Raw genomic sequence first — 22,067 nt, 5'->3', positions numbered from 1 at the left:
CTTAATTTGCATCAAAGTTAATAAAATGTTGGTTAATCTACTTGACAAAAGGAATTTTTTTATACAGATTTTTATCATTGTGCTGTTTACGTTACTTGGAGTTACTAATTTTAACAGTATTGATCTGAGTAATTTAGAAAAATTAGGCGTAGTCCTGACAATTTTGACGATTGCTTTTGTAGGGTATATCGACAATACAAATGATTTAATTTCGACTTCTTCCTATCCAACGTTTACTTATATTTTGTGGATAATGCCTTTTATTGCAGGTTTATCAGATTATCGAATTGCTGGAAGTTTGTTGCTTGTGACTTATGTAACAGTGCAATTACTCTATTTTGAGTCAGAAAAAAATGATACATATAATGCTTTTGATATTGGCGTTTTTATGAGTTTTGCAATTTTATTAAGTCCACCACTTATTTTCTTAGGAATTGTAGTTTTTACTTATTTCTTGACTTTAAGAGTTGTAGAACCAAAAATTCCTATTCTTGGTTTTCTAGGATTTATTCTTCCAATATTAATCGTTGCTCAAGTTAGTTTTCTGCTCGATTATTACTTTATGTTCGATTTTTATAAAGAACAATTAATGTTTACAATGGTGCATTTCGAATGGAAACAATTGTTTTTAGTTCCAATTGCAATTATTCTAATTTATTCAATTATCAATCATTTCAAGAATGTGAATAAATTGACAGCACAAAAGAAACGTATCTTTTTGTTGATGCATTTTATGTTTGGAACAATGCTGATTACGTATATTCTTTACGGAGGAAATAACGATGCTTATCTTGCTTTTTTAGGTTTTAGCATTATGTTGATGTTGACAAGATACTTTAGCGAAAGCAAACCCAAAATAGAATGGCTAAAAGAGGCATTTCTTTGGGTTTTTATGATTTGCTTGCTAATTTATAATTTTTATGATAGAATCCCGAGATTCTTCTCCTTGATTACGGAGGTAAGTTTTTAATTCGAATTCTTTTCCATCAAAAACACCATAAGTAAAGTAGTTAATCCAATCGCCAAGATTGATGTGACGTGCTTTGCCTATAGCAATTTCCATTGGTAAATGTCGATGTCCGTAAACTAGATAATCGTAGTATTTTCGATGCAATTGCTTGCGGCTATACATGATTAACCATTCGTTGTCAACGCCTAAGAAATTAACATCTTCGTCTCCTGAAATCATTTTATTTTTTCGCGAAGCTGTAATTCCCAACCACATTGCCAAATCGGGATGAAGTAGATAAAAAAGGAATTGACAAACTTTGTTTGTAAAAACCTTTTTCATGCGTTTGTAGCCTTTATCACCAGGTCCTTTTCCATCTCCATGTACAATAAAAAATTCTTTTCCATTGATGATAAAATCCTGCTTATCTCGAAAAACAATTGCGTTTATTTGTTCTTCCAAATAATCTTTCATCCATAAATCATGGTTTCCAACAAAGAAATAAATTGGAATTCCGCGATCAGAAATTTCGGCTAATTTTCCTAAAACACGCACAAATCCTTTTGGAACAACATGTTTATATTCGAACCAAAAATCGAATAAATCGCCAATCAAAAACAAAACACCACAATCGTCTTTTATTTCGTCAAGCCATTTTACAAACAATTTTTCGCGCACCAAACTATCTTTTTCATTCGGAGCACCAAAATGATGATCCGAAGAAAAATAGGCTTTTTTACCAGGTTCTAACTGAATGTTTATTGGTTGTCCTCCGCTAACCATTCTGCATAAGAATTTTCAGTTTCGTGTAATTTCAAAGCAACCAAATCGATATTCGCTGGTAAAAGAGGTTTGATTTTATCCACAATCCACAAAATCATGTTTTCAGCAGACGGTTGATAATCTGTAAAAACAACATTGTGTCCTTCTGCTAATAATTTTTCACCTAATATTTTGTGAGGTGAATTTTCGTTCAATAAAATAGCGTGATCAAAAAGATCAACAATTTCTTTGTTCACAATTTTTTTCAAATCCCCAAAATCCATCACCATTCCAAGTTTCACATCGGTTGTGTCTTCAGAAGGTGTTCCTTTCACAGTTACAAATAATTTGTACGAATGCCCATGTATATTTTTACACTTTCCGTCATAACCATGCAATGCATGTGCAGTTTCGAACGTAAAAGCTTTTGTAAGTCGAATGATTTTCATTAAATTTAGTACTAAACTTTAATTTGCAAAGGTAATGGAAATCAAAACAATCGTAAATTCTTTGGTTGATTTATTTTTTCCGATGCGTTGTTTGGATTGCCAAGACGTCATTCAAGCTTCGCAATTTCTGTGTGTTTCGTGTTCAACAAAACTCGTTTTCACACATTTTAATTTCGATCAAAATAATCGAGCTTATGATAAATTGAGAAATTTTTGCGAAGTTGAAAACGCTTTTTCTTTGTTAGAATTTAAACATCATAACACCACGCAAGCTATTTTACATGAAATGAAATATAGAAATCGCCCAGAAATTGGAATTGATTTAGCGCAGATGATTAAGTTTGATTTGAGTGATTATGACGGAATTATTCCGATTCCATTGCATTCAAAACGATTGAAAACAAGAGGCTACAATCAAGTAGAAAATTTTGCACGAACGTTGGCAGAAATCAACCAGATAAATTATTTTTCGGATGGATTAATCCGAACTAAATACAATTCATCTCAAGTAAATGAAGACAAAAAACACCGATTGGATAACTTGAAAGATGCGTTTGAAATCAATCCAAATCTTAAACCTGGACATTATATTTTGATTGATGATGTCTTAACAACTGGTGCAACAATTGCATCGGCAATAAAAAAGTTTAATCTTTCAGAAAATTTTAAGATAAGTGTAATTACCATTGCTTGTGCTTAATAACAAGCTTTTTCTTAACTTGCGCCCATGAATAAGACGACACGTTTTTCGCTTTTGATGTTAACCATTTTGACGGTTATTTCTTGTGCAAGACAAGGTTCACCAACGGGAGGACCTAAAGATGAAACTCCGCCAGTTTTCCTAAAAGCTGATCCAGATACATTGGCTACGAATGTAGATCTTAATTTGCAAGAGGCTACAATCAACTTTGATGAGTATATTCTTCTGAAAGAATACAGTAAAAATGTGGTTGTTTCGCCATCGTTTCAAATTCCGCCAATTGTGACGCCGCAAGCTTTAGCGAAGAAATATATTTCGATTAAATTTCAAGAACCATTGTTGCCAAATACGACATATAGTTTCAATTTTGGAGATGCGATTCAAGATTTTAATGAAAATAATAAGTTGTCAAACTTTCAATATGTTTTTTCGACAGGTAGTTTTATTGATTCGTTGAAGGTAACAGGTCGTGTAAATTCGTCTTATGATTTCAAAGGGCCAGAAAAGATATTGGTCGGGCTATATAAAGTTGATAGTGCATACAAAGACAGTATCATTCTGCAAAAGAAACCATATTACATTGCGAGAGCCAATGATAAAGGAGAATATCAATTAAATTATTTGGCTTCGGGCAAATATAAATTAATTGCTTTTGAGGATATGGTAGAAAATGTGATGTACGATTATGGGAAAGAGCGTTTGGCTTTTCATAACGAACCAATTGAGCTGAATTCGAATCAACAAATCAACTTGAATTTATTCAATCAAAAACCAGCTTATCGTAAACCTGAAGCGAGTTTTAAACAAGAAGGTTTAATTGTTTTTAAAACGACAGGTGCAACGGATGATGTTACGATAACGCCGGTTGGGAAAGAATTTAAAACGGCTTATATTCAGAAGTTTCCAAAACAAGATTCGATTAATTTTTGGTTCAATCCAAAGGTTGATACCATTACAGGAAGAAGCGCAAAATTGAATTTCAAGGTTCAACATAAAGATCAAATAGATGAAGTAAGTGCATTATATTCAAAATCGAATACAGAACGAAAATTAGAATTTAAAGCATTAAATGATCAAAAATTAGCACCAAATAAACCATTTAAAATTCAGGCAAATGCACCAATAAAATCATTAGATTTATCTAAAATTTATGTATTTAAGGATACGGTTTCAATTCCATTCAAAGTTTCGATTGATACAGTGAATGCACAGAACTTGAATTTTGCTTTTGAGAAAAATTTAGACGAAAAATTTGAAGTAAATCTCTATCCAAATGCATTGACAGATGTGTTGGGAGAGAAGAATGATACACTTGCATATCCTATAAAAATGGGAACACGAGGCGATTTCGGACATTTGAAATTAACGCTTCAAAATACACCATCCAAACCATTTATTTTACAGTTTTTAAAGACTGATAAAGATTTTACAGTGATTGAAGAAATCTATAATCCAGCAAATAAAAACTATTTTGAGTTCAATTTTATTGAGCCAGGAGAATATTTGTTCCGCTTATTGGTTGATGAAAACGAAAATGGAAAATGGGATACAGGCGATTATTTATCAGGTAAACAACCCGAACCAATTTATTTGTATCCAGAGCCAATCAAAATTAGAGCGATGTGGGATGCGACCGAAACATGGGTTTTAGGAGAGGCAAATCAACCCGTTTCTTTACCAAATGATGATAAAGATTCGGACAAAAATAGAATACGTCGAGGAGAATTGAAAGAAGGCGAGGAGCGTCAAAATCCACGAACAGTAAATAAGAAATCAGAGGAATAGTTCTCTGATTTTTTTTATTTAGTCAATTCGCAAATTTCTCGTAATACTTGCGTATGGTTGTATGTCATAAACTGGACAACCTATTCTGTCCAAAATAATACTTCCTACAATTAAATAAACTTGATATTGAGTTTTAGGTGAATTGTTATCAAAAAGATGTTTACAATTTGTAATTAAAATTGCATTGATAAACTCTTCAACAGTAAGTTCTTCCCATTTAATAAAATGATAATCTAAGAAAATATATTTTAAAATATTAGAATAATTTTTAATTTTTAGATTTAAAAAATTGCTTAAATCTTGAAAGTTATTTATTTGTAAGTAATTTGATATTTTATCTGCTAGTTGAATATGATTTCCAAAATAATCCTGAAATAAAGTATAAAGTGAATTAAATTCTTCTTTGTTTTCGGAAGTAATATCAATCATTTGACAAATTAGGTTTGAAATTTCCCCAACTCGACTTATTTGCTGAATATCTTCATCTTTAAAACGAATATTGAAATGATTTTCAAATTCCATGATTAATTCAACTGTATCTAATCCCATATTTTCTAACTTTCTGGTGCCAAATATATAAAAGGTGAAAGAGGAATGTTTCTCAAAATAGAATAAACCAAAAGGAAGATTAAGAAATTTCTAGCAAAACTTTCGGGAAGATGTAATTTGCCTGACATTGGTTTTCCTAAAAAAATATTTTCAACAATCGCATAATACAATTGTACACAAATGTAAAGTGCAAAAGGCAAAATAAGATTGTAGCGTAACGATTGTAAAAAATGCCCGTTAACAAGCAAGGAAAAAGCACGTTGACCACCACAGCCAGGACACCATAAACCTGTTATTTCATGAAACATACATTTGATAGAAAACGGACTTTGGTTGCTGTAATAACTATAAAAATAGACGATTACCAAAATTGGCAAAAGCGTAGCTAATCCATAAACCAAAATCCGTTTTATCATATGATTAATTTCCGTTAGAGCTTTCTAAAATACTTTTATATTGCTCCATATAAGCATCCATACCTCCTGTAATTAACATCACAACATTGATAATAACACCAATTACGCCTAAACCAATTGCAACATAAGCTAATAATTTAGAATTCTTAGCTGCTTGTTCAGCACCTGTATAATCGCCAATATTGTGTTTTGTATTCACTTGATTTGCAAAAACAATTGCAATAATACCTACAATAGTACCGATGCAACAAGGAGAACAAAGCCCTAAAATAGTTCCGATGATGGCCAAGACAAGGTTATTTTCTGGTTTCGGTTTAATTTCTTCAAAAGAAGATTGTTGTGGTTGATTAAAATCTTGATTAGATTGATATGAATAATCCATAATTAGAGTGTTTTTATTTGTCTAAAAATATGAAAATTATGATTAATCAATGTGTTAAATTTTCCAAGAAATATTTTCTTTAATAGGAGAATTTATATTCCCACTGTATATGGCATTTTTTATTGGTAAAGACTTACTTACAACAGTATTACTTCCAACAATACATCCATCAGCAATTAATACACCTTTCAGAATTTGAACTTTGTTACAAACCCAAACATCATGACCAATTTTTACAGATTTGTCAGGATTAATCATTTCATTATTTTGGTTGTAAATTTTATGAAAATCAGTATCCATAATAAGTATGTCCCATGATAACAAACAATTATGACCAAAAGAGACCTCATTATAACAAACAATAGATGATTCAGCAGTAATATTAAAATTTTCTCCAAAAGTTAATTTACCTTCTATTCCTACAGAAATTTTTGAACCATGACCAATATTTGTACGACCTTTAAAATTTATTATTCCATTATTTTCCCAAATTCCTTTTGATAATTTTCTGTCAAAAATAGAAATATCACCAAAACCAAGTTTAATCAACCCAAAAGAAGAATTTTCAGGAATATTAACCTTACCAGAGAGAGATTTTAAACGAAAATTAGAGCTAATTATTACAGGGAATTTAATTGCTTGACTAAATTTAAAATAGACAAAATTGAAAATAATAGTTTTGATAAAACTAATTTTAAAAATATTCTTCATAAAAATTATTGAAATAACATTCGATATAAATCTTCAACTTTAGATATTCTAACGATTCGAATTCCAAAATCTGTATCTTTTATTTTATTGTATTTTGAGACAAAAATTGCATCAAAACCTAATTTTTCAGCTTCGGTAATGCGTTGTTCAACACGATTTACAGCTCTTATTTCTCCACTCAACCCAACCTCTCCCGCAAAACAACAATTATCAGGAACAGCAGAATCTTCGCTTGACGAAAGAATTGCCGCAATAACAGCTAAATCAATTGCAGGATCATCCACTCGAATTCCGCCTGTAATATTCAAGAAAACATCTTTCATATTCAGTCTGAACCCAGCACGTTTTTCTAAAACTGCCAACAACATATTCAATCGTTTGGCATCAAAACCAGTAGCAGTACGTTGTGGAGTTCCATAAACTGCCGTAGAAACCAAAGCTTGAATTTCAATCAACATCGGGCGAACACCTTCTAAAGTTGCTGCAATTGCATTTCCGCTTAGTAATTCATCTTTTTTGGTAATTAATACTTCTGACGGATTTGTGACTTCGCGCAAACCCGCTCCTTGCATTTCATAAATTCCAATTTCGGCAGTTGAGCCAAAACGGTTTTTATTTGCACGTAAAATTCGATAAATATGGTTGCGATCGCCTTCAAATTGCAACACAACATCTACCATGTGTTCTAAGATTTTTGGTCCAGCAATCACACCTTCTTTCGTAATATGACCAATTAAAATAATCGGTGTGTTGGTTTCTTTTGCGTACTGAATTAGCTCAAAAGTTGTTTCTCGAATTTGCGAAATACTTCCTGGAGAAGACTCTACATAAGTGGTTTGAAGCGTTTGTACAGAATCGACAACAATCAGTTGAGGTTGAATTTCTTTGGCGTGAGCAAATATTTTTTGCGTATTGGTTTCGGGTAAAATAAAACATTGATCCGATTCAATTCCGATTCGTTCAGCACGAAGTTTTACTTGCGAAACAGATTCTTCTCCAGATACATACAAGATTTTAATCGTATCTAACTTTAAGGCAACTTGCAACATCAATGTCGATTTTCCAACACCAGGTTCTCCACCAACTAAAATCACTGATCCAGGAACAATTCCGCCTCCTAAAACTCGGTCTAATTCTTGGTTTTTCGTTGAAATTCTTATTTCTCCTAATGGATTTATTTCGCGAATATTCAGGGCAAACGTTTTCTCTTTTTTGTCCGATTTATCTTTCCACGATTTTTTTTCGTCGCCTTTGTCTACAATTTCTTCAACAATGGTATTCCATTCGCCACAACTTTTGCATTGTCCCATCCATTGCGCGGTTTGCGTGCCACAGTTTTGGCAGAAATATGTAGTTTTTGTTTTAGCCATAGCTTCAAATTTAGACAAAAATAATGTTTTATCGCGACAAGATATGGAGTTATAAGTGTGAAAAATTTTAATACAATAATCAAAAACGTTAACAATAATTTACTTTTTTAACAAATTATCAACTTTAGATAAAGTTGAGTTAAATATTGATTTTCAATTATTTTCTCGATTATTTTTAATCACATTTTAAAATGCCAATGAAAAGAACTTTACTTCTTAGCTTTTTTTATATTTTTTGTATTTCTGCCAATGCACAATCGACTTTAATTTCGGGGAAAATTATGGTAGATAATGCGGATGAAATCGTTAATCTTGATGATTTTGTAATCGAAAATTTAACGTCAAATGCACGAACAAAATCAAATGAAAAAGGTTTTTTTTCGATTCGAGTTCAGCCAAACGATGTTTTACTTTTCAAACAAATTGGAATTGAAGAACGTCAGCTTAAGATTTCTGAATCAATGATTAGAAAGGGTTTTATAGACGTTCATCTAAATGTTGAAGTGATAGAATTATCCGAAACGAAAATAAAACCGCTTAAAAAGAATTGGAAAGAAAATATTAGCAAAGAAGAAACGCAAAGCGAAAAAATCAATAAAAGTTTAGGTATTAATGAAGAGTTTAAAAATGATATGGTGAAAGCCTATTTTGCTTCGGAATATCTTCGAAAATTAAGAGTTCCCATTCGTTATGAAAATGTGATGGGTTTGATAGAGCAATATTCGGACAAAGAAGTGCAGACGTATAAACATTTTCTGAAAAAGAAAAACCTTGATAAATATGATAAAATCATTCAGCTCAAAGATTATTTCACCGAATATTATTTTGCACATGATTTGAAAATTCCAAAAGGAAATATTCTTGATTTTATTCATTATTGCTTTGTTGAATTTAAGTTAGAACCACTTTTAAAAGCAAATAATTATGATAAAATCACTTTAATTTTCGAAGAACAAGCACCAAATTATCTTTCAATTATCAATCAAAAATCACTCGAACATGAGTAAAATTTTATTCTTTTTATTCATCATCTCATCAAGTTATCTTCAAGCACAAAGCACTTTAATTACAGGAAAAATTATTGTGGATGATGCAGATGAAGTTATTGATTTGGAAGGAACTTTGATTGAAAACTTAACGACAAAAGCCAAAACAAAAGCGAATAATGTTGGCTTATTTTCGATAAATGTGAATTTGAATGATGAATTGTTAATCAAGCATACGGGAATCGAAGAAAGAAGATTGAAAGTTTCGGAAAGCATGATTGCGAAAGGTTTTGTGACGATTCATGTAAATATTGAAGTGATTGAATTGAAAGAAGCAAATATCTCGAAATTGGATAAAAATTCGCTAAAAAATTTGGGAAAAGAAAAATCATTTCAAGAAAAACTGAATGATGAAGCGGGTTTTACTTCTCTAGAATTTAAAGCGGAACTGAATCTTAAATATGATGAGGAAAGAGTGAATAGAACGATTAAACAAGTTGGTGGAGTTAATTTACTTGGGTTGTTAAATGTGTTTAAAAGTCCAAAAAAACGAATGAAAAATCCAGTTCCGATAAAAGTTGTGAAAGAAGATCAATTATTGGCGTTGCATAAATTTTTTACGACGTATTATTTTGTGAATGATTTGAAAATACCAGAAGGAAAAATAAACGAGTTTTTGGATTATTGTTACTCAAATTTTGATTTTCCGAAATTATTGCGAGATAATAATTTTGATGAAATTTTATTTATAATTGAGGAACAAGCGCCTATTTATTTAGCAAAAATGAAGAAAAATGAGTAGAATAAAATACATTTTATTATTGAATTTGTTGAGCGTTTTCACATTTGCACAGACGACTTTGCTTACAGGAAAAGTGGTGATTGATGATGGAGTTGCTGGGCAAGATGCGGTGGATAATATTTTGGTGACAAACGAATCGACGAATGCGAAAACGTTTACAAATGTAAATGGAATGTTTTCGATCAAAGCATCTGTGGGAGATGAATTGGTGATTACACATGATTTTTATATTGAACGAAAAATCAAAATTACATCGGATATTTTAGCAAAAGGAATGCTGACAATTCACTTGAATATTGAAACGATTGAACTTGCTGAAGCGAGAATTAATACGTTAGACAAAAATTTTAAGAACAATATCAAGCTCAAATATGACCAAGTTGATGAAATGTACAAACAGTTGAATTTAGGAATTGATCCTAATTTGCGTTTCAGAAAAATTGATCCTAATGCTACTTCAAATATTGGAAGTTTTGGATTATTGAATCCTGCGGCATGGATTACTGCGATTTCAGGTCAACGGAAGCGAGAAAAAAATCAGTACGAATATTTCAAAAAAGAAGATAGAATAAAAGATTTGGAGAATTATTTTACCCCAAATTATTTCATTGAAACATTGAATATTCCAGAATATAAAGTCAGTGAATATGTAAAGTATTGTTATATTAATTTTGAATTAGATAAATTGGTCAAAGCAAATAATTACGATAAAATAACTCAGATTTTACAAGAACAAGCACCTATTTATTTGTCAAAAATCCAAAAGAATGAATAAAATTTTATACGTTATATTTTTTGTTTTGATAAGCACATTTTCTTTTGCGCAAACAACCTTGATTACTGGAAAAGTGGTAATTGATGATGGTGTTGCTGGGCAAGATGCGGTAGACAATATTTTGGTGACAAACGAATCGACGAATGCGAAAACGTTTACAAATGCGAGCGGAATGTTTTCAATTAAAGCTTCTGTGGGAGATGAATTGGGGATTACACATGATTTTTATATCGAACGAAAAATCAAAATTACATCGGATATTTTAGCAAAAGGAATGCTGACGATTCATTTGAATATTGAAACGATTGAACTTGCTGAAGCGCGAATTAATACGTTGGACAGAAATTTTAAGAATAACATCAAGTTAGAACACGGAAAAGTAGATGAATTATATGATAATTTGAACTTGGGTTTTGATCCTAATTTGCGTTTCAGAAAAATTGATCCTTATGCTTCTTCGATGTTGAATAATAATGGATTATTGGATCCTTCTAATTGGATAGCTATGATTTCAGGACAAAAGAAAGAAGCTAAAAAAGTAGATAAATATTTCAAAAAGGTAGATAAAATCAAGGATTTAGAGAATTATTTTACCTCAAATTATTTCATCGAAACATTGAATATTCCAAAAAATAAAGTCACCGATTATGTGCGATATTGTTATGCGAATTTTGAATTAGAAAAACTCGTAAAAGAAAATAAATACGATAAAATCACAGAAATTTTAGAGGAACAAGCACCTAAATATTTGGAATTGATAAAGAAATAAAACTTTTTTATATGCGAAATTATGGTGTAGAATCTCGACGAATTCGTGCGATTTTATAAATAGCAATCAATCCAAAACTAATCATCGATATAACTTGAGCTATATAAAGAATTAATCCAAAATAATCGCCAATTGCTCGTCCTTCATGCTGATCTCCACCTTTCGCAAGATAAACAGCCGAAAATGCAATCGACATAATATACGGATAAGCCAAACCGCCTGAAACTGGTAAAATCATTCCTAGAGATCCTGCAATCAATAGGAATAAACCTTCTGGTATTCCAAAATTTTTGGTGTCCGGAAAAGCGAAGAAAACAAGAAAAGTCATTAAAAAATAACAAATCCAAAGTGCGAAAGAATAAAAAATGAATAAACCTCTTTTTTCTAATTTTGAGATTGATTTTATACCTTCCCAAAGTCCAAATAGAAACGTTTTAATCTTTTCAAAAAACTTTAATTGACTAATTTTTTTCCAGAAAATAGCGATTAATCCAATTCCTAAAACAAGAACTCCAATTGCGATGTAATATTTTAAGAAAGAAGGTTCTGCTGTTGGTTGATGTGCTTTTTCTTTGTTTCCTAATTCAACAAATTTGAGGAATGTTTCGTAATTGAAAATAAGTGTTAAACTGAAAAATAATCCCAAAAATAAAACGTCAATTACACGCTCTAAAACTACTGTTCCGAAAGATTTCTCAAACGGCACTTTTTCCATTTTATAGAAACTTGTTGCACGAGCCACTTCACCACTTCGAGGAATGGTCAAATTCATAAAATATGCAAATGCAATAGCCCAAAAACCAGATGAGGTTTGTGTGTTGTAGCCCATTGGCTTTAGAAGAAGATTCCAACGAGCGGCGCGTATCCAATATGTGAGAATACTGATTGCCATAGATGCAAAAATCCAAAAATAATTGGTTTGTTTTAAAACTTTTGCAACTCGTTCGAAATCAATTTGCTTCACTGTTACCACGACAAAAAAAACGGCTAACAATGAAGCAATGATTAAGAAGAGCGATTGTTTGATCTTACTCTTCATATAAATTATTGAAAATTAATTTCTTAATCTAAACGATTGTTCTCGTTAGGGAAAACAATTGTTGGTTCGTAGGTTTTGGCTTCTTCAAATTCCATCATCGCATACGTAATTAAAATGACAGTATCACCTACTTGTACTTTACGCGCTGCTGGTCCATTTAAACAAATTTCTCCACTTCCACGTTTACCTTTTATAATATAAGTTTCAAATCGTTCGCCATTCTCTTGTACCACGATTTGTACTTTTTGACCAACTACCATATTTGCAGCATCTATCAAATCTTCATCGATTGTAATACTTCCGATGTAGTTTAATTTTGCGTCTGTTACCTTAACTCTATGTATTTTAGAGTGAAATACTTCTATCATCATAATTTTGCAAAGTTACATTGAACTTATAAATTTCAAAACCCGTTCCAATATTTTTCGATTGGAGTGAAGGATTTGATCTATTTTATTAAAACTGAATATTATCGATTAAACGTACATCGCCTGCATAAGCAACGACAAATCCACGAATATGCTGGGCATCAGAAAAATGTTCTATAGACAACAAGGTTTCTTCATCTGTGATTTCAAAATATTCTAATTCGAAAGGTGAATTTTTGAATTCATTTTCGACGAAAGCTTTTACTTCAGGAACATCTTTTCCTTCTTTTTTAAGCGTTACAGCTTGTGATAAAATTGAATAAATTTGTGGTGCATCCGAAGTTTGTTGCGTTGATAAACGTGCATTTCTTGAACTAAATGCTAAACCAGAATCTGCTCTGTGAATTGGCATTGGAACAATTTCGATATCTAAATTTTCTTGTTTTACCATTTCTTGAATGATACGAATTTGCTGAAAATCTTTTTCTCCAAAATATGCTCTTGTTGGTTGAACTGCTTTGAATAATTTGCAAACAATTGTAGCTACTCCATCAAAATGTCCAGGACGAGAAGCGCCTTCCATCACTTGGTCTATTGTGCCAAAATCGTAATGTTTTGCACCTTCATTTGTTTCATATAAATCCTCAACAGTAGGCATATAGACAAAATCACATCCGTTTTTCATTAACAATTCTTTATCATTTTCCTCAGTTCGAGGATATTTTGCTAAATCTTCTGGATTATTAAATTGTGTTGGATTGACAAAAATGCTGACGATTGTGTAGTCGTTTTGAGCTTTAGAAGCTTTGACCAAAGACATGTGACCTTCGTGTAAAGCGCCCATTGTAGGGATAAAGCCAATGGTTTTGTTTTGGTTTTTTAACTCGACGATTGCGGGAGTTAATTTTTCCTTTTCGTTAAATATAACCATAACACTGATTTGTTAAAAAAAAACTAATATCTTGCAAAGCTACTATAAGCAAATAATATATCAACATTTTTTTGTAAATTTGTGCCTTATTATTCATTAGGAAAAGAGAGTAGAAATTATGGAAGGAAAGCGCATATTGTATGTAACAACAGAAATGGTACCTTACTTTCCTGAAAATCCGATGTCTTCACAAGCATTAGATTTGCCAAAAATCATGCAAAGTAGTGGCGCAGATGTAAGAATCTTTATGCCAAGATTTGGAGCAATTAACGAAAGAAGACACCAATTACACGAAGTAATACGACTTTCAGGTATGAACATGATTATTAATGATTTGGATCAACCATTAATCATTAAAGTCGCTTCTGTTCCAGGAGAAAGACTACAAGTGTATTTTATCGATAACGAAGAATATTTCAAACGTAAAGAAGTTTATGGAGAAGATAATGGATTATTTTCTGATAACGACGAGCGTTCTATTTTCTTCGCAAAAGGAGTTTTAGAAACAGTAAAAAAATTAAATTGGAAACCAGATGTTGTTCACGTAATGGGTTGGATGTCTAGTTTAGTACCATTGTATCTAAAAAAATATTATTCTGACGATCCTTTCTTTCAAGATGCGAAAGTTGTTGTTTCTTTATTTGACAACGGATTTGAAGGAGAATTAGATAACGAATTAGTTAAAAAATTAGCTTTTGATAAAGTAGAAGCTGATGTACAAACATATTTAGAAAAACCTACACATTTAGGGATGATTCAAGCTTCTTTAGAATATGCTGATGCAGTTGCGAAAGGGGAAGATTTGATTCCAGAAGATGTGAAAAACTATATCAACCAACAAAATATTCCTCTATTAGACTATTGTTCTAAAGAGCAAGCTAAAGAAGTTTACAACAACTTCTATCTTGAGGAAGTAATGAACTCTAATTAAAATCTATTTAGATTAATGAAAAAATTTTTGAATGTCCTTTCTGTGTCTGTTGCAATGATGATTGGAATGGGAGCAATTGTTTCGTGTGAGAATGAAACATTAGGATTAGATAACAACGTGATTGGAGGTGAGGCAGAAGGAAATGTAAAATCCTTGGATGTTATTGCTTTTAATGCCAATTTTGACACGCTTCGTACAGATAAGTTTGTACTTCAAAATGGAGCTTTTGGTGTGTACAATGAGCCAATTTTTGGTTCTACATCTTCTAAGTTTTATACACAAATTAGACCTTCGTCTATTGGAGATCAAGATTTTGGAACTGAACCTAAAGTAGATTCTGTGAATTTGGTAATTCCAGTTTATTACAGCACGACTAAAGATCCAATTTCTAAAGATACAATCAATCTTTCTAAACCAGGAGAGAAACCAAAAGATACAGATACAATCCAAATTACAACAAAGTATGCAGTTGACTCTTTGTATGGGAATAAGGATTTAACAATGACGTTGAAAATTAAAGACATTCATACAGTTTTATATAAAGACACGAAATATTTTTCAACATTAAGTGGCCTTGAATCTCCAATTTCTGTTAATTCAAGAGAAATCGGAAAAGCTACTATCGGAAAAACAGTAACAGGAAAAGTTGTTAAACTAAAAACTGGAACTTCTAATATTTCTGAGGTTGTTCCTGGTTACAAAGTTTCTTTAGATCCAGATTATTTTGACGAAAAAATTATTAAAAATGCAAAAACAGGATTGCTTTCTGATTACGCAACATTTATTCGTGAAAATATCAAAGGTTTAGAGTTTTCTGTTGAAGAATCGAATGGATTTATTGTCAATTTTAATCCAAATAAAATTGACTTGAATATGTATTATTCATACAAAAATCCGACAGCAAAAACAAGTTCAGACACAAATTATAAAGAACGTTTGAGTGCTACTTATGCTTTTGATATGACAAATCAGTGGAATTCTGGTACTGCAAATAATGCCAATATTATTGCTTCTCAAATTGTGAACAATGCAGTAGGTTCAACTTATTCTACAATCAAACCTGATGAAGTGAATGGTGATGCAAGATTGTATTTAAGCGGAATGAGTGGAAATTATGCAAAATTAAAATTCAAACAAACGCAATTAGATGAATTAAAATCTGAGATGACAAAAAGTAATATTGTGATTCTTGGAGCAAAATTAAAATTCTATATTGATGGTTCAACTAGTTTTCCAAAACCGCCTTATTTAGTAGCTTGGAATAACTACAAAAAAGATGATAAAGTTATAAATGAATTGTATGCAGACGTTTTAGAATTCTATAATTCTTACCCTACATCAGTTCACTTTAATCCTATTGTAAAAGGAGATACGGATTATTATACAATTGATATCACGAAACATCTAAAAAGCATGTTAGAGAAAGGAAATGAGTTTAAAGATCAAACGATGTTTATTACAATAGGTAATTTTATAACATCTGTTAGCGATGCAACTACGATTAATAGTACAAATCCTTATCAAAATAATAGAGCTTATAATCCATACAGAATTGTTTTACATGGAAATAATTCGGAAGTAGCGGATAAAAAATTGAAATTATTGGTATATTACTCTCAAAAATAGGGCGTATTATATTTAACGAATTTAACTAAAATACTATAAAATATTATGTGTGGAATTGTAGGATATATTGGACATCGCGAAGCGTACCCAATTATTATTAATGGACTAAAAAGACTAGAATATCGTGGATATGATAGTGCAGGTTTAGTTCTTTCTACTGGTACCGATTTTGAATTGGTAAAAACAAAAGGAAAAGTTTCAGATTTAGAAGATAAATCAGCAAATTTAGATAAAACACCTCATTTAGGAATTGGGCATACACGTTGGGCAACACATGGTGTTCCAAATGATGTAAACTCTCATCCTCATATGTCTAATAATGGACGTTTGGTATTGGTTCATAACGGAATTATTGAAAATTATGAATCAATCAAACAATTATTAAAAGACAAAGGGTACGTTTTTCATAGTGATACAGATACAGAAGTTTTAGTAAACTTTATTCAATTATTTCAAGAAGAACAAAATTTAAACTTAACTGACGCAGTTCGTTTAGCTTTGAATGAAGTGATTGGAGCATATGCGATTGCAGTTTTAGACAAAGAAGAAGCAAATACAATTGTTGTAGGTCGTTTAGGTTCTCCATTAGCAATTGGTATTGGAGATAACGAATTTTTCGTTGCTTCTGATGCTTCTCCGTTTATCGAGTTTACAAAAGATGCGGTTTATTTGGAAGATGGTGACATGGCCACAATTACTTTAGATAAAGAAGTTGATGTACGTACAATCCATAACAATGAAGCAGTTTCTTTAGATGTTCAAGAGTTACAATTAAATATTGAAGCGATTGAAAAAGGTGGTTACGAGCATTTCATGTTAAAAGAAATCAACGAACAACCACGTTCTATTCGTGATACAATGCGTGGACGTTTATTAGTAGACGAAGGTGTTATTAAAATGGCTGGTATTTGGGATTATCAAGAAAAATTCTTGAATGCAAAACGTATCATCATTGTTGCTTGTGGAACTTCTTATCACGCAGGTTTGGTTGCAGAATACATGATTGAAGATTTCGCTCGTATTCCTGTAGAAGTTGAATATGCATCAGAATTCCGTTACCGTAATCCAATCATCAATAAACACGATGTGGTTATTGCAATTTCTCAATCAGGAGAAACGGCTGATACATTGGCGGCGCTTAAATTAGCAAAAGAAAAAGGAGCATTCATTTTTGGAATCAACAATGTTGTGGGTTCTTCTATTGCTCGTATTACAGATGCTGGTGCTTATACGCATGCAGGACCAGAAATTGGTGTTGCATCAACAAAAGCATTTACGGCTCAGTTAACAATTTTAGCATTGATTGCCTTAAAATTAGGAAAACAAAACGGTGAATTATCAACAGAGAAATTTACATTGTTAACACGTGAATTAGAGCGTATTCCAGATTTAGTTCAACAAATTTTAGACAACTGTGAAGGTGTTGTTGATCAAATCGCAGAAAAATACAAAGACAACAGAAATGCAATTTATTTAGGACGTGGATACAACTATCCATCGGCTTTAGAAGGAGCATTAAAATTGAAAGAAATTTCATATATCCATGCAGAAGGTTATCCAGCAGCAGAAATGAAGCACGGACCAATTGCCTTATTGGACGAAAATATGCCAGTTATTGTTATTGCAACGAAAAAAGGTTATTACGAAAAAGTAGTTTCTAATATTCAAGAAATTAAATCACGTAGTGCTAAAGTAATTGCAATTGTGAATGATGGTGATGAGCAAGTAACTGCTATGGCAGATGATTACGTAGTAATTCCAGAAACAGCAGAAGAATTCTCTCCAATCCTAACAGCTATTCCATTACAATTATTATCGTACTGGATTGCCGTTAAATTAGGTAAGAATGTAGATCAGCCTCGTAATTTGGCAAAATCTGTTACTGTAGAGTAAAAAATTATTACAGCGTTTATATAATTAAGGGATGATGTTTTAAAATCATCCCTTTTTCATTTTATAAGTTTAATTTAATTATTAATTTCACAAAAAATAACATCATGTTTACAGGAATAGTAGAGGGAGTAGGAAAGCTTATTAAAGCGGAAAAAGATCAATCTAATTTACATTTATGGATTGAGGCTGATTTTTGTGATGAATTAAAAATTGATCAAAGTGTTGCACATAATGGAGTTTGTTTAACGGTTGTTGATTTCAAAGATGGGCTTTATAAAGTTACTGCTATAGAGGAAACTTTGCGAAAAACAAATTTTAACACATTAAAAAACGGAGATTTAATTAATTTAGAACGATGTTTGCAATACAATGGGCGTATCGATGGTCACATTGTGCAAGGACATGTAGATCAAACCGGAAAAGTTGTTTCGATAGAAAACCAAAATGGTAGCTTTTTTGTTACTGTAGAATATGATGAAGTATCGTCTGGAAATGTTACAGTAGAAAAAGGTTCGATTTGTCTTAACGGAATTAGTTTAACAGTTGTAGACAGTAAAGTTGGACAGTTTTCGGTTGCAATTATTCCCTACACTTGGGAGTTTACAAACCTTAATCAAGTGAAAGTGGGCGATACAATGAATTTAGAATTTGATATCTTAGGAAAATACGTCAAAAGATTATTCCAACAATAAAAATGATTAGAAAAAAAAATAACCTATCGCTACCCGTTCGTATTATCATTTATATGGTAACGATTTTGTTATTTACAGCAGGTGCTATCTTGCTGATTACTGCCAATCATTTCAATGAACAAACTAAACAATATCACGAAGATATTCTCAAACGAAAAGTTAGAGCGGTAGAGTCTGCGATAGATTATGAAATGGATAATTATCCTGGAATTGCAACCAAAGATAATATTCACGAGATTTTAGAAGATGGTTTTCTTCGCATCGGTGATATCAATAAAACCGATATTGTAATTTATGATTTACGTGGTAATAAAATTTTAACCACTCAGCCGGTTTCAACGACTTATAATGTTTTGCCTCAAAAAATATTAGACAAACTACAAAAGTCAAATGATTTTATTGTAACGAATAAAGATACCGCTGATGATAACAATCTTTATTCGTCTTATAGTCATATCAAAAATTATTACAATGAAAACATTGCTATTCTCTGTCTACCTTATCAATCTAACCAAGATTTTTTTCAACGAGACATGTTTACCTTAATTGGGAGTTATGGATTAGCTTTTGGAGTTATTCTTTTGTTTGGGACGTTAGCGGTTTATTTTGTTACAAAACGTACACTGAATAAACTTTGGTCGTTTGCAGATCGTATTCGTGAAACAGAAGTTATTGCGAACAATATGCCTATTCGCTATGATGGTAACGATGAAATAAAAGTTCTGGTCGACTCCTATAATGATATGTTGTACCGATTGCGGGAACAATCAGATTTATTAGCTAAGCAAGAACGTGAAGAAGCATGGCGAGATTTTGCGAAACAAGTTGCGCATGAAGTCAAGAATCCATTAACACCAATGCGATTAATGCTACAGAATTATATGCGAAAATTTGATGTAAATGATCCAAATCTTGAAGAAAAGACGATGCGAACAACTAATATTTTATTGCAACAAATTGATACCATCTCTGCGATTGCTGAAGCTTTTTCAGATTTTGCTAAAATGCCTTCTCGTAAAGATGCAAAAATTGATGTGGTAGACGTCATAAAAAATGCGCTATATGTTTTTCCATTGGAGTTTATCGAATTTAATTATTCTCCCAACATCATCATGATGACATTTGATAAACAATATTTGAATCGAATTATCACCAATATTACAAAGAATGCGTTTCAATCTATTCCGAAATCTCGTATTGCGAAAGTTAAAGTAGATGTGTTTTTAGTGGATGGTTTTTTGCATATAACCATTCAAGATAACGGGAATGGAATTCCTGTCGAATCACAAGATTCTATTTTTGTTCCAAAGTTTACAACAAAGAATAGTGGAATGGGAATTGGTTTGCCAATGGTGAAAAAAATTATTGACGATTATGATGGAACAATTCGTTTCGAAACTGAAATTTCTGTTGGTACAACATTCTACATTTTGATTCCTTGCAATGAATAGAAAACCTTTTCGATTCAAACAATTCGAAATTTTTCAAGACAAAACCGCAATGAAAGTAGGCACAGATGGTGTTTTACTTGGTGCATGGGCTACTTTAAAAAGTGGAAATACTATTTTAGATATTGGTACAGGAACTGGATTAATTTCGTTGATGTTAGCGCAACGTTTTCCTCATTCTATGATTGATGCAATAGAAATTGATAACGATGCTTTTTTACAAGCAAAAGAAAATTTCGATAATGCCCCTTTTTCAGATCGATTAACCATTTTTAATTCATCGCTTCAAGATTATTCAACCAATAAAAAATATGATTTGATTGTCAGTAATCCACCTTTTTTTGTGGTGAATGATACGGTTGATTTTGACGCGCGTAAACAAGCACGGCAGCAAGAAACATTGACTTTTGAAGAATTAATCAAAAAAACTGCTGAATTACTACACAAAGACGGATTAGCGAGTTTTATAATTCCATACGATCAAATGGGTAGTTTTAGTGAAATAGCTATTCAAAACGCTTTAAAACTATCTAGAGTCGTTTATATCAAAGGGAATTCGACAACAGTTACAAAACGTGTGTTGTTAGAATTTAGTTTTCATGACAAGAAATGCCTTGAAAATGAGTTAATCATCGAAGTCGAACGTCATCAATATACCGAAGATTACATTAATTTAACAAAAGAATTTTATTTGAAAATGTAATATGAATGCTTATCAACAATATCAAAATACTTTTTGTTCAGAAGAAATAAAATCAGTAGTAAAATTAATAAATCAGATTAATTTTAAGGATTTAGGAATTAATGAATATAATATAGATTATATCGAAAATATGCAACCTACGTTATTTTATTACTTTCAAATGTTTGATTATTCTTTGCAAAAACTGATCAATTTTGCACCTATTAAAGGTGAATACATTGTTGACTTTGGTGGTGGTCATGGTTTTTTAAGTCTGTATTTAAAACAAAAAGGATTTAAAGTGATTTATTGCGATTTTAATCCGAGTTCTGTTTCAACAATTCAGAAAATAAGTCAAAAAATAGGTTTTGGTCCCGATTATTATATTGAAGGATCTTATCAAGAATTGTTACAATTTATCAAGGATAGAAATATCAAAGTAGATTATTTGATTTCGACAGATACAATAGAACATATTCATGATTTGGATGAAATGTTTAATTATTTCAGTCAGCTTAATTCTTCAATAAAAATGTTATTTACAACAGCTTCTAATCCTAAAAATTTCATTAAAGCGAAAAGATTAAGAAAATTAATGGAGAAAGATGAAATTGAAGAGTACTGTCCAAAGAGAAAGGAATATCTAAAGAAAATAGGTCCAGAATTAACAGAAAAGGAATTAGAATTATTAGCAACTAAATCTCGTGGTTTGCGTTATGTGGACTTGATTGATTTTTTGGAATATTACCGACAAAACCAAGCTGTGATGCAGGTTGATGTTGATCAATATAATTGTTGTGAACCCGATTTTGGTAGTTGGATGGAACGTATATTACCATTGTCTGATTACCATCAATTGGCAAAAAAATATAATTTTAGCTGTACGATAGAAAACGGTTTTTATTGCGATGTTGATAAAAAAGGCTTTAAGAAAAAAGTGGTTTCTTTAGTTAATTTCAGCGCTTTAAAAACGAGTCAATTAGGGTTGATTTTATCTCCGTTTATAACATTAAAGTTTGCTCCAAAATAAAATTCTGGATTACAATTGCAAT

Annotated in this window: 24 protein-coding genes; 14 read left to right on the top strand and 10 right to left on the bottom strand. The window is 31.5% G+C overall.

Features of this window, described 5'->3' with window-relative positions; all coding sequences use genetic code 11:
- Positions 1 to 79: 79 nt before the first annotated feature.
- Positions 80 to 970 carry a DUF6427 family protein gene (locus B4G36_RS05875; RefSeq protein ID WP_291062701.1) on the top strand — a complete coding sequence of 297 codons (891 nt, stop codon included), beginning with the start codon at positions 80 to 82 and terminating at the stop codon, positions 968 to 970.
- Here the strand turns inward: B4G36_RS05875 and B4G36_RS05870 are convergent.
- Both B4G36_RS05870 and queD read right to left on the bottom strand, forming a co-directional pair.
- Entirely contained in the window at positions 905 to 1,732 is an 828-nt protein-coding gene (locus B4G36_RS05870; protein ID WP_291062699.1) for a UDP-2,3-diacylglucosamine diphosphatase, read from the bottom strand. The two genes, B4G36_RS05875 and B4G36_RS05870, sit on opposite strands and share 66 nt — an antisense overlap.
- Positions 1,708 to 2,160, bottom strand: a complete 453-nt coding sequence (queD, locus tag B4G36_RS05865) for a 6-carboxytetrahydropterin synthase QueD (protein WP_221854031.1) — start codon at positions 2,158 to 2,160, stop codon at positions 1,708 to 1,710. Before queD ends, B4G36_RS05870 begins: the two co-directional genes overlap by 25 nt.
- Positions 2,161 to 2,194: 34 nt before the next feature.
- On the opposite strand from queD, the gene B4G36_RS05860 reads away from it, so the two are divergent.
- Positions 2,195 to 2,860 (top strand): ComF family protein, encoded by a 666-nt coding sequence (locus B4G36_RS05860; protein ID WP_286495686.1) that lies wholly within the window; start codon positions 2,195 to 2,197, stop codon positions 2,858 to 2,860.
- A gap of 27 nt (positions 2,861 to 2,887) precedes the next feature.
- Positions 2,888 to 4,645 carry an Ig-like domain-containing protein gene (locus B4G36_RS05855; protein WP_291062696.1) on the top strand — a complete coding sequence of 586 codons (1,758 nt, stop codon included), beginning with the start codon at positions 2,888 to 2,890 and terminating at the stop codon, positions 4,643 to 4,645.
- An 18-nt stretch (positions 4,646 to 4,663) separates the two neighbouring features.
- Here B4G36_RS05855 and B4G36_RS05850 read toward each other — a convergent pair whose 3' ends face one another.
- From B4G36_RS05850 to radA, 5 genes are read right to left on the bottom strand one after another with little or no spacing between them, the layout of a single operon-like run.
- Positions 4,664 to 5,194 (bottom strand): hypothetical protein, encoded by a 531-nt coding sequence (locus B4G36_RS05850; protein ID WP_291062694.1) that lies wholly within the window; start codon positions 5,192 to 5,194, stop codon positions 4,664 to 4,666.
- A gap of 5 nt (positions 5,195 to 5,199) precedes the next feature.
- Positions 5,200 to 5,610: a DUF2752 domain-containing protein gene (locus tag B4G36_RS05845; protein WP_291062692.1), complete on the bottom strand. Its 411-nt coding sequence runs from the start codon at positions 5,608 to 5,610 to the stop codon at positions 5,200 to 5,202.
- Between the two features lie 4 nt (positions 5,611 to 5,614).
- On the bottom strand, positions 5,615 to 5,992 hold the full coding sequence (locus B4G36_RS05840) for a CD225/dispanin family protein (protein ID WP_291062690.1): 378 nt from the start codon (positions 5,990 to 5,992) through the stop codon (positions 5,615 to 5,617).
- Between the two features lie 54 nt (positions 5,993 to 6,046).
- Positions 6,047 to 6,703, bottom strand: coding sequence for an acyltransferase (locus B4G36_RS05835; RefSeq protein WP_291062689.1), 657 nt, complete (start codon positions 6,701 to 6,703; stop codon positions 6,047 to 6,049).
- A 5-nt stretch (positions 6,704 to 6,708) separates the two neighbouring features.
- The gene (gene radA / locus B4G36_RS05830; protein WP_125349136.1) at positions 6,709 to 8,073 is read right to left on the bottom strand and encodes a DNA repair protein RadA; all 1,365 of its coding nucleotides are present in this window, start codon (positions 8,071 to 8,073) and stop codon (positions 6,709 to 6,711) included.
- A gap of 197 nt (positions 8,074 to 8,270) precedes the next feature.
- Here radA and B4G36_RS05825 point away from each other — a divergent pair, with 197 nt between their 5' ends.
- The 4 genes from B4G36_RS05825 to B4G36_RS05810 are packed head-to-tail and all read left to right on the top strand — an operon-like array spanning position 8,271 to position 11,405.
- The gene (locus tag B4G36_RS05825) at positions 8,271 to 9,080 is read left to right on the top strand and encodes a hypothetical protein (RefSeq protein ID WP_291062687.1); all 810 of its coding nucleotides are present in this window, start codon (positions 8,271 to 8,273) and stop codon (positions 9,078 to 9,080) included.
- Positions 9,073 to 9,861 (top strand): hypothetical protein, encoded by a 789-nt coding sequence (locus B4G36_RS05820; RefSeq protein WP_291062685.1) that lies wholly within the window; start codon positions 9,073 to 9,075, stop codon positions 9,859 to 9,861. The genes B4G36_RS05825 and B4G36_RS05820 overlap by 8 nt, the downstream gene beginning before the upstream one ends.
- Complete coding sequence (locus B4G36_RS05815; protein WP_291062682.1) at positions 9,854 to 10,636, top strand: hypothetical protein; 783 nt, start codon at positions 9,854 to 9,856, stop codon at positions 10,634 to 10,636. The genes B4G36_RS05820 and B4G36_RS05815 overlap by 8 nt, the downstream gene beginning before the upstream one ends.
- Positions 10,629 to 11,405, top strand: coding sequence for a hypothetical protein (locus tag B4G36_RS05810; protein ID WP_291062680.1), 777 nt, complete (start codon positions 10,629 to 10,631; stop codon positions 11,403 to 11,405). The genes B4G36_RS05815 and B4G36_RS05810 overlap by 8 nt, the downstream gene beginning before the upstream one ends.
- Before the next feature lie 19 nt (positions 11,406 to 11,424).
- Here B4G36_RS05810 and B4G36_RS05805 read toward each other — a convergent pair whose 3' ends face one another.
- From B4G36_RS05805 to panC, 3 genes are all read right to left on the bottom strand, one after another.
- Positions 11,425 to 12,444 (bottom strand): lysylphosphatidylglycerol synthase transmembrane domain-containing protein, encoded by a 1,020-nt coding sequence (locus tag B4G36_RS05805; RefSeq protein WP_291062678.1) that lies wholly within the window; start codon positions 12,442 to 12,444, stop codon positions 11,425 to 11,427.
- Between the two features lie 23 nt (positions 12,445 to 12,467).
- Positions 12,468 to 12,815 carry an aspartate 1-decarboxylase gene (panD, locus tag B4G36_RS05800; RefSeq protein WP_291062676.1) on the bottom strand — a complete coding sequence of 116 codons (348 nt, stop codon included), beginning with the start codon at positions 12,813 to 12,815 and terminating at the stop codon, positions 12,468 to 12,470.
- Positions 12,816 to 12,900: 85 nt separating this feature from the next.
- Positions 12,901 to 13,743 (bottom strand): pantoate--beta-alanine ligase, encoded by an 843-nt coding sequence (panC, locus tag B4G36_RS05795; RefSeq protein WP_291062674.1) that lies wholly within the window; start codon positions 13,741 to 13,743, stop codon positions 12,901 to 12,903.
- Positions 13,744 to 13,861: 118 nt separating this feature from the next.
- Between panC and B4G36_RS05790 the strand changes: the two genes are divergently transcribed.
- From B4G36_RS05790 to B4G36_RS05760, 7 genes are all read left to right on the top strand, one after another.
- The gene (locus tag B4G36_RS05790; protein WP_291062671.1) at positions 13,862 to 14,674 is read left to right on the top strand and encodes a glycogen/starch synthase; all 813 of its coding nucleotides are present in this window, start codon (positions 13,862 to 13,864) and stop codon (positions 14,672 to 14,674) included.
- Positions 14,675 to 14,689: 15 nt separating this feature from the next.
- Positions 14,690 to 16,300, top strand: coding sequence for a DUF4270 family protein (locus B4G36_RS05785; RefSeq protein WP_291062669.1), 1,611 nt, complete (start codon positions 14,690 to 14,692; stop codon positions 16,298 to 16,300).
- Between the two features lie 45 nt (positions 16,301 to 16,345).
- The gene (glmS, locus tag B4G36_RS05780) at positions 16,346 to 18,193 is read left to right on the top strand and encodes a glutamine--fructose-6-phosphate transaminase (isomerizing) (RefSeq protein WP_291062667.1); all 1,848 of its coding nucleotides are present in this window, start codon (positions 16,346 to 16,348) and stop codon (positions 18,191 to 18,193) included.
- A gap of 104 nt (positions 18,194 to 18,297) precedes the next feature.
- Positions 18,298 to 18,885 carry a riboflavin synthase gene (locus B4G36_RS05775; protein ID WP_291062665.1) on the top strand — a complete coding sequence of 196 codons (588 nt, stop codon included), beginning with the start codon at positions 18,298 to 18,300 and terminating at the stop codon, positions 18,883 to 18,885.
- A 2-nt stretch (positions 18,886 to 18,887) separates the two neighbouring features.
- Positions 18,888 to 20,336, top strand: a complete 1,449-nt coding sequence (locus B4G36_RS05770) for a sensor histidine kinase (RefSeq protein ID WP_291062663.1) — start codon at positions 18,888 to 18,890, stop codon at positions 20,334 to 20,336.
- 49 nt (positions 20,337 to 20,385) lie between these two features.
- Positions 20,386 to 21,036, top strand: coding sequence for a tRNA1(Val) (adenine(37)-N6)-methyltransferase (locus B4G36_RS05765; RefSeq protein WP_291062661.1), 651 nt, complete (start codon positions 20,386 to 20,388; stop codon positions 21,034 to 21,036).
- A 1-nt stretch (position 21,037) separates the two neighbouring features.
- Positions 21,038 to 22,045 (top strand): class I SAM-dependent methyltransferase, encoded by a 1,008-nt coding sequence (locus tag B4G36_RS05760; protein WP_188319451.1) that lies wholly within the window; start codon positions 21,038 to 21,040, stop codon positions 22,043 to 22,045.
- The last annotated feature ends 22 nt before the right edge of the window (positions 22,046 to 22,067 follow it).

The sequence above is a fragment of the Empedobacter sp. UBA3239 genome (genome assembly GCF_002362875.1).
Taxonomy (GTDB): Bacteria; Bacteroidota; Bacteroidia; order Flavobacteriales; family Weeksellaceae; genus Empedobacter; species Empedobacter falsenii_B.
Note: the sequence above shows the minus strand (reverse complement) of the source record. Positions and strands in the feature narration are given on the sequence as shown.